The following is a 6,406-nucleotide window of genomic DNA, read 5'->3' as shown; positions in this document are numbered from 1 at the left end:
CCCCCGGCCCAACCACCCATAGGGTACCCTTAAGCGGGTGGTTGGGCCGGGGGAGCGGGCCGGCCAGGCCAAGCCAACTGCGGATGCAGTTGGCGCACCCAAAAAGGAATCTGGTCGCAAGGGTATCCAGTGATGGCACGCAAGAACAACCGCCGTCTGCGCACGCGCCTGTTTGGCGCCGTGTTGCTGCTCGCCCTGGCGGGCGGCGGCTGGGCGTGGTGGGACATGCACCACTGGCTGCCGCCGCGCGCCGCCTTTCCGATGCAGGGGCTGGAAGTGAGCGCCGAAGACGGCGAGATCGACTGGACGGCAGCGCGGACAACCGGGGCGGAATTCGCCTATCTCGATGCTTCGGCCAGCGCCTTTGCCCGCGATCCGGCTTTCGTGAAGAACCTCGAGGATGCGCGCGCCGCCAAGCTGCAGGTCGGAGCGGTGCACCGCTATGACCCGTGCCAGCCGGCCGACAAGCAGGCCGCCAACTTCGTCACCGTGGTCCCGCGCGACAAGGCGATGCTGCCGCCTGCGGTGGAACTCGACATGCTGGCCGACGCCTGCCCGATCAAGGTGTCCGACGCCGCGGTGCTGAGTGAGCTGACCACGTTCCTCAACCAGATCGAGACGCACACCGGCAAGCCGGCAATGCTCAAGCTGTCGCGCACCTTCGAGGCGCGCTATCATGTCGCCAAGGGCATCGACCGGAACCTGTGGCTGCTGCGCGACCGGTTCCAGCCGGACTATGCCGGGCGGCCGTGGACCTTGTGGACGGCCAACAGCGCGCTGAGCAGCGCGGCAGGGGCCGCGCCGATACGATGGGTGGTGGTGCAACCATGACGATTGACCGGGACAGCCTGATTGCCAAGGCGCGCGATGCACAGGGGCAGGCCTATGCCCCCTATTCGAACTTCCACGTCGGCGCGGCGCTGCTGTTCGCCGATGGCAGCGTGGTGACCGGGGCCAATGTCGAAAACGCCAGCTATGGCCTCGCGCTCTGCGCCGAAACCAGCGCGGTCGCGGGCGCGATGAACCGCGGCCTGCGCGGCGGACTGCTGGCCGTGGCGGTGATCGGCGGCTTGCGGGGTCAGGACGGCCCGGTCGTCACCCCCTGCGGCCGCTGCCGCCAGGTGCTCAACGAATTGGCGCAGCTCGGCGGCACCGACCCGGTGATCTGGTGCGTCGGCGCAGACGAAGTGCTGGAATTGCAGCTATCGGCCCTGCTGCCCCACGCGTTCGGACCGGCCAATCTGGGGTAAGCTGCGGTCCTGCCGTCCCTTTCTTCGTCACCCCGGGCTTGACCCGGGGTCCCGCTTTCTTCCTACCGCAGCAAAGAACAGCTGGACCCCGGGGCAAGCCCGGGGTGACGGGATGGTTAGGGCCAGGTTCTGCTCCTAACCCTGCAACCACTCCAGCAGCGCGCCCATGCAATCGCGGCCAAGGATCATCGAGCGTTCCGCGCTCCACCCTTGCGCGGCGCAGGGCAGATCGTCGTTGTCCTTGAACGGCATTTCCAGCGTCATCGCGGTCGCGCCGAAACGCTCGGCCAGCTGGTTGGTCGACATGGTGAGGTTCGCCCGGCCCGGCGCGGCAACGGGGTAGCCCAGCCGGGTCTGGAAATCGGGCGTGCGCCGCTGCAGGATCGCGGCATAGCGGTCAAACCCGGCCTGCAAGCCTTCGGTCCATGACGGGATGCCCTGGTATCCGGCCAGGAACACCGCCGGGATCGCCTCGTCGCCGTGGACGTCCATCGCGAAATGCACGCCGGTCTGGTCCATCGCGCTGAGGATCGCCAGCACTTCGGGGCTCTTTTCCGCGCTGGGGCAGGCCCATTCGCGGTTGAGGTTCACCCCCGCCGCATTGGTGCGCAGGTGGCCGCGCACCGCTCCGTCCGGGTTGGCATTTGGGACCACGTGGAACCGGCACAGCTGGCGCAGCTTGCGCCCCACCGGGTCGGCCGGGTCGGTCAGGCAATCGAGCGCGCCTTCCATCCACCATTCGGCCATGCTTTCGCCGGGGTGCTGGCGGGCATAGAGCCAGACGTGCTTGTCGCCCTCGCCCAGGTCGAGGCAGTCGATCGTCCGCCCATCCAGCGTCAGCCCCAGCACGCGGTGTTCCACCCCTTCGGCCAGCGCGGTCGTGGCGATCAGGTCCTGGTGGCGTTCCCAGCTGTAAGGCGCGAAATAGGCGAACCACACCTGCCCGCCCATCGGCGTATAGCGGATCGTCAGCGTGCCGCCCGCTTCGGCCTTGTCATAGCTGCTGTCGGCGCGGCCCCAGAATTCGCGGTCCTCGCTCACCGCCGCACGGTAACCGGGCCAGCCGCCGGGATAGGCCGATGCTTCGAGGCCCGTGATCTTGAGCGTCAGCGCGCGCCCCGCCGCGCCGGTGACGCGGAAGTGGAACCACTGGAAGAAGTCGCTCTGCTGGTCCTTGCGGATGGCGAGAGTGGCGGTGGTATCGGCAATGTCCAGGACTTCGATGTTCCCGGAATCAAACGCGCAATCGATCTGGATGGTCATTGCACCACGATAGTCTCGCCCGACTGTCCGGGGAAGTCCTTGAACAATGCGGCGGCCAGTTTCGGCGCGGCCAGCGCGGTATCGGCCATCGGGCTGGTGGCGCGCACGGTGAACACGGCGCGGCCTTCCCACAAGGCAGCCTTGCTGGCGCGCTCGCGGATCGTGACGGCCATGGTGGTCTGGACCTGCTGCGCGCTGCGCGGGGTCAGGTTGATGCCGATCCCCACGCCCACGCCCGAACCCCAGCTGCCAGTCGATCCGCCCACCCCGACAGTCACCGGGCCGCTGCCCCGCGACGGCTCGATCGTCATGCGCGACAGGCGCAGTTCGGCAACTTGCGCGCTGGTGCCCTGCGGCGCGGCATATCCGAGCAGGGCGAGTTGCTGCTGCACCGCCGCCTGATAAGTGCGCCATTCCAGCGAGGCGCCGTCCATCCCCGGTGCGGGTTCGACCGCAATGGTGCCCTTGCCGAGCATGGCGACATCAGCGGCGTGGAACCGCGTCACCTCAACCGGGCCGACCGGGGCAACGCAGCCCCCGGCGGCCAGGACCAGCACCAGCGCGGCATGTTTCAGGCACTTCATCGCGGGCGACCTTTCATGGCAGTGCGCGGCCACTTGTGAATAGGATGCCGCGGCGATGCAAGCGGATCAGCGCGGCGCGGGGAAGCGTTCGAACAGCGCCCCGGCCAGCCGCGCGGCGATCTGCCCGTCGCCCCAGCGCGCATCGCCCGCGCGGGTCAGCATGTCGGCGCGCCCTTCCCACAACACCTTGCCGCTGGCGCGGTCCTTGATCCGCGCCTCCAGCCGGGTCGAGATCAGCGCCTTGCGCGGCTTGGTCAGATCGACATTCAGCGCCATGCCCATCATCGAACCGTGGTTCGACACGCCCATGGTCATCTCGCCGCTGACCGGCTTGCGCGGCGTTTCCTCGGGCACGGCCTCGCGGCGCAGCACGCGTACTTCGGCCAGCTGCCCACCGGCCGGATCGCGCGTGGCCGTATCGTAGCCATAGCGGGCCAGGGCATCGATCACCGCCGCTTCATAGGTGGCCAGCTCGCGCGCCTCGGTCAACCCGCCGCCGGCCGGAGCCTCGATCACCGCGATCGCGCCCTTGCCAAGCTGCGCGCCGTCCGCGCCTTCGGCGGCAAAGGTGGCGACCTCGACCTTGCCTTCGCGCCCGGCGCCCGCGCTGGCACTGGGGCGGTCCGGGCCGCCGGGCCGATCCCAGCCAGGCCGGTCCCAGCCGGGCCGATCCCAGCCCGCGCCGCCCCAGCCAGGCTGGGCCAGAAGGGCCGTGCCCGTCAGGCCCAGGGTCAAGGCGGCGGCAAGGGGAAGCAAGCGGGGCGAAGTGTTGTGCATGAAATGGGCCTTGTGTTGGGATCCGGCTGACTGCCCCCGCGCCGCCTTCTGCCCACCGGCATTGCCCGGCCATGAACAAGGGCCTGCACGCGCACGAATTTGTGCGGAATGCCCCCTTCCCCGCGCCGCCCGGATGCCGCATTAGAAGCGGCATGACTGACAAGCTTTCCGTGCTCGTGACCGGCGGTGCCGGCTATATCGGCAGCCATGCCGTCCTCGCCCTCAAGGATGCGGGCTGGCCCGTGGCAGTGATCGACAACCTGGTCACCGGCTTTCGCTGGGCCGTGCCCGATGACGTGCCGTTCTATGAAGGGGACATCGAGGACGCGGACCTGCTGGCGCGGATCTTTGCCGAACAGGGCACCCGCGCGGTCATGCATTTCGCCGGATCGGTGGTGGTGCCCGAATCCGTGGTCGACCCGCTGAAATACTATCACAACAACACCGCCAAGACCCGGTCGCTGATCGCGGCAGGGGTGGCGGCGGGCGTGCCGCACTTCATTTTCAGCTCCACCGCCGCGACCTATGGCATTCCCGATGTTGCCGCGGTGACCGAGGACACGCCGCAGCGCCCGATCAATCCCTACGGCATGTCCAAGCTGATGACCGAATACATGCTGCGCGATACGGCGGCGGCGCACCCGATCAACTTCTGCGCGCTGCGCTATTTCAACGTCGCCGGGGCCGATCCGCAGGGCCGCACCGGGCAATCGACCGCCGGGGCGACCCACCTGATCAAGGTCGCGGTCGAAGCCGCGCTGGGCAAGCGTGACAGCGTGGGCGTGTTCGGCACCGATTTCGCCACGCCAGACGGCACCGGGGTGCGCGACTACATCCACGTCAGCGATCTGGCCGCCGCCCATGTGCTGGCGCTGGAAGCGCTGATCGCTGATCCGGCGCGCTCGCTGACGATGAATTGCGGCTATGGCCGGGGCTATTCGGTGCTGGAAGTGCTGGACGCACTGGACCGCGTGACCAACACGGCGATCAAGCGCGTTCTGGGCCCGCGCCGCGCCGGTGACCCCGATTCGCTGATTTCCGATAACGCCCGAATCAAGGCGACCCTGCCCTGGGTGCCGCAGTATGCCGATCTCGACACGATCGTGACCCACGCGCTGCAATGGGAACGCAAGCTGGGCGAGCGGGTGGGGTAAGTTTCTTTCCGCCTGAGTCCTCTCCGCCTCACGGCGGTGCGGAAGGGCCATCCGGCCCTTCCTTGCAACACCAGCCCGCTCCCCCGGCCCAACCACCCGTTTAAGGTACCCTGTGGGTGGTTGGGCCGGGGGAGCGGGCCGGTGTTGCAAGCCAACTGCGGAGGCAGTTGGCGCACTTAACAAGGATTCTGCCGGGGGAGCGGGCTGGTGTTGCAAGCTGATCGCGGAGGCGATCAGCGCACCCGACAAGGACTCCTTCCCGCACCGGCGCAAGCCGGAACCAACCCACTCCCTTATTGACTTGGCCGCGAGTCACCCCTAACGGCGCGAACTCAATTTTCAGCGGCATTCAGCCGCACCCGAGGACATCATGAAGATTCGCAACAGCCTCAAGTCGCTCAAGGACCGCCACCGGGACAACCGCGTGATCCGTCGTCGTGGCCGGACCTATGTGATCAACAAGACCAACCGTCGCTTCAAGGCGCGCCAGGGCTAAGGCTGCTGGGGTCCGCCGCAGGGCGGACCGGTTGAACCGTAACGGCCCGCCTCCGGTTCCGGGGTGCGGGCCGAAGCCATTTTAGCGGCAGGAAACAGGCGCATGATCGAAGCGGTGGTGTTCGATGTCGGCAACGTGCTGGTGCGCTGGGACCGGCGCCTGCCTTTCGTGAATCACTTCACCGATGCGGCCGAGTTCGATCACTTCATGGACGAGGTGATTCCGCTGTCGTGGCATGCCGAACATGACGCCGGACGCCCGGCGGCAGACCTTGTTGCCGAACGCAGCGCGTTGTTCCCGCACTATGCCCAGTTGATCCATGACTGGTTCGCCCGGTTCAACGAATCGATTCCCGGCCCGGTCCCCGGCAGCCCGGAACTGGTCGAACAGCTGCACGCGCACGGCGTGCCGCTGTACGCCATCACCAATTTCGGCGCCGATACCTGGGCCGGCTTTCGCCCGGTCTTCCCGCTGGCCGAACGCTTCCGCGACATCGTGGTGTCGGGCGTGGAGCAACTGGCCAAGCCAGACCCGGCGATCTACGCGCTGGCAGAGGCGCGCTTCGGCCACGCGCCCGAAGCCATGCTGTTCATCGACGACAGCTTGCCCAACGTGGAAAGCGCGCGCGCCTGCGGCTGGCACGCGCATCATTTCAGCGATGCCGCCGGGCTTGAGGCGGATCTGCGCGAGCGCGGGCTGATCTGAGCGAGCGTCCTTAGTTTGGTGCGCTGATCGCCTCCGCGATCAGCTTGGCCTGGCCGGCCCGCTCCCCCGGCAGAGTCCTTGTTGGGTGCGCCAACTGCCTCCGCAGTTGGCTTGCAGCACCAGCCCGCTCCCCCGGCCCAACCACCCACAGGGTACCTTAAACGGGTGGTTGGGCCG

General features: G+C 67.9%; 8 protein-coding genes. 5 read left to right on the top strand and 3 right to left on the bottom strand.

Annotated elements, in window-relative coordinates; genetic code table 11:
- The first annotated feature begins 132 nt into the window (after window positions 1–132).
- Entirely contained in the window at window positions 133–831 is a 699-nt protein-coding gene (locus ACE3N9_RS16365) for a glycoside hydrolase family 25 protein (RefSeq protein WP_374285533.1), read from the top strand.
- Entirely contained in the window at window positions 828–1,250 is a 423-nt protein-coding gene (locus tag ACE3N9_RS16360; RefSeq protein WP_374285531.1) for a cytidine deaminase, read from the top strand. Before ACE3N9_RS16365 ends, ACE3N9_RS16360 begins: the two co-directional genes overlap by 4 nt.
- Window positions 1,251–1,385: 135 nt before the next feature.
- On the opposite strand, the gene ACE3N9_RS16355 is transcribed toward ACE3N9_RS16360, so the two are convergent.
- The 3 genes from ACE3N9_RS16355 to ACE3N9_RS16345 all read right to left on the bottom strand — a co-directional run bounded on the left by ACE3N9_RS16355 (window position 1,386) and on the right by ACE3N9_RS16345 (window position 3,832).
- Window positions 1,386–2,513: a M14-type cytosolic carboxypeptidase gene (locus tag ACE3N9_RS16355; protein ID WP_374285529.1), complete on the bottom strand. Its 1,128-nt coding sequence runs from the start codon at window positions 2,511–2,513 to the stop codon at window positions 1,386–1,388.
- The gene (locus ACE3N9_RS16350) at window positions 2,510–3,097 is read right to left on the bottom strand and encodes a DUF4136 domain-containing protein (protein WP_374285526.1); all 588 of its coding nucleotides are present in this window, start codon (window positions 3,095–3,097) and stop codon (window positions 2,510–2,512) included. The genes ACE3N9_RS16355 and ACE3N9_RS16350 overlap by 4 nt, the downstream gene beginning before the upstream one ends.
- Window positions 3,098–3,163: 66 nt before the next feature.
- The gene (locus ACE3N9_RS16345; RefSeq protein WP_374285524.1) at window positions 3,164–3,832 is read right to left on the bottom strand and encodes a hypothetical protein; all 669 of its coding nucleotides are present in this window, start codon (window positions 3,830–3,832) and stop codon (window positions 3,164–3,166) included.
- 194 nt (window positions 3,833–4,026) lie between these two features.
- On the opposite strand from ACE3N9_RS16345, the gene galE reads away from it, so the two are divergent.
- From galE to ACE3N9_RS16330, 3 genes are all read left to right on the top strand, one after another.
- Entirely contained in the window at window positions 4,027–5,028 is a 1,002-nt protein-coding gene (gene galE / locus ACE3N9_RS16340; protein ID WP_374285522.1) for a UDP-glucose 4-epimerase GalE, read from the top strand.
- A gap of 370 nt (window positions 5,029–5,398) precedes the next feature.
- Window positions 5,399–5,524, top strand: coding sequence for a type B 50S ribosomal protein L36 (gene ykgO / locus ACE3N9_RS16335; RefSeq protein WP_003046794.1), 126 nt, complete (start codon window positions 5,399–5,401; stop codon window positions 5,522–5,524).
- Between the two features lie 102 nt (window positions 5,525–5,626).
- Window positions 5,627–6,229, top strand: coding sequence for an HAD family hydrolase (locus ACE3N9_RS16330; protein ID WP_374285515.1), 603 nt, complete (start codon window positions 5,627–5,629; stop codon window positions 6,227–6,229).
- Window positions 6,230–6,406: the final 177 nt, after the last annotated feature.

The sequence above is a fragment of the Novosphingobium sp. genome (assembly GCF_041905565.1).
GTDB lineage: Bacteria > Pseudomonadota > Alphaproteobacteria > Sphingomonadales > Sphingomonadaceae > Novosphingobium.
Note: the sequence above shows the minus strand (reverse complement) of the source record. Positions and strands in the feature narration are given on the sequence as shown.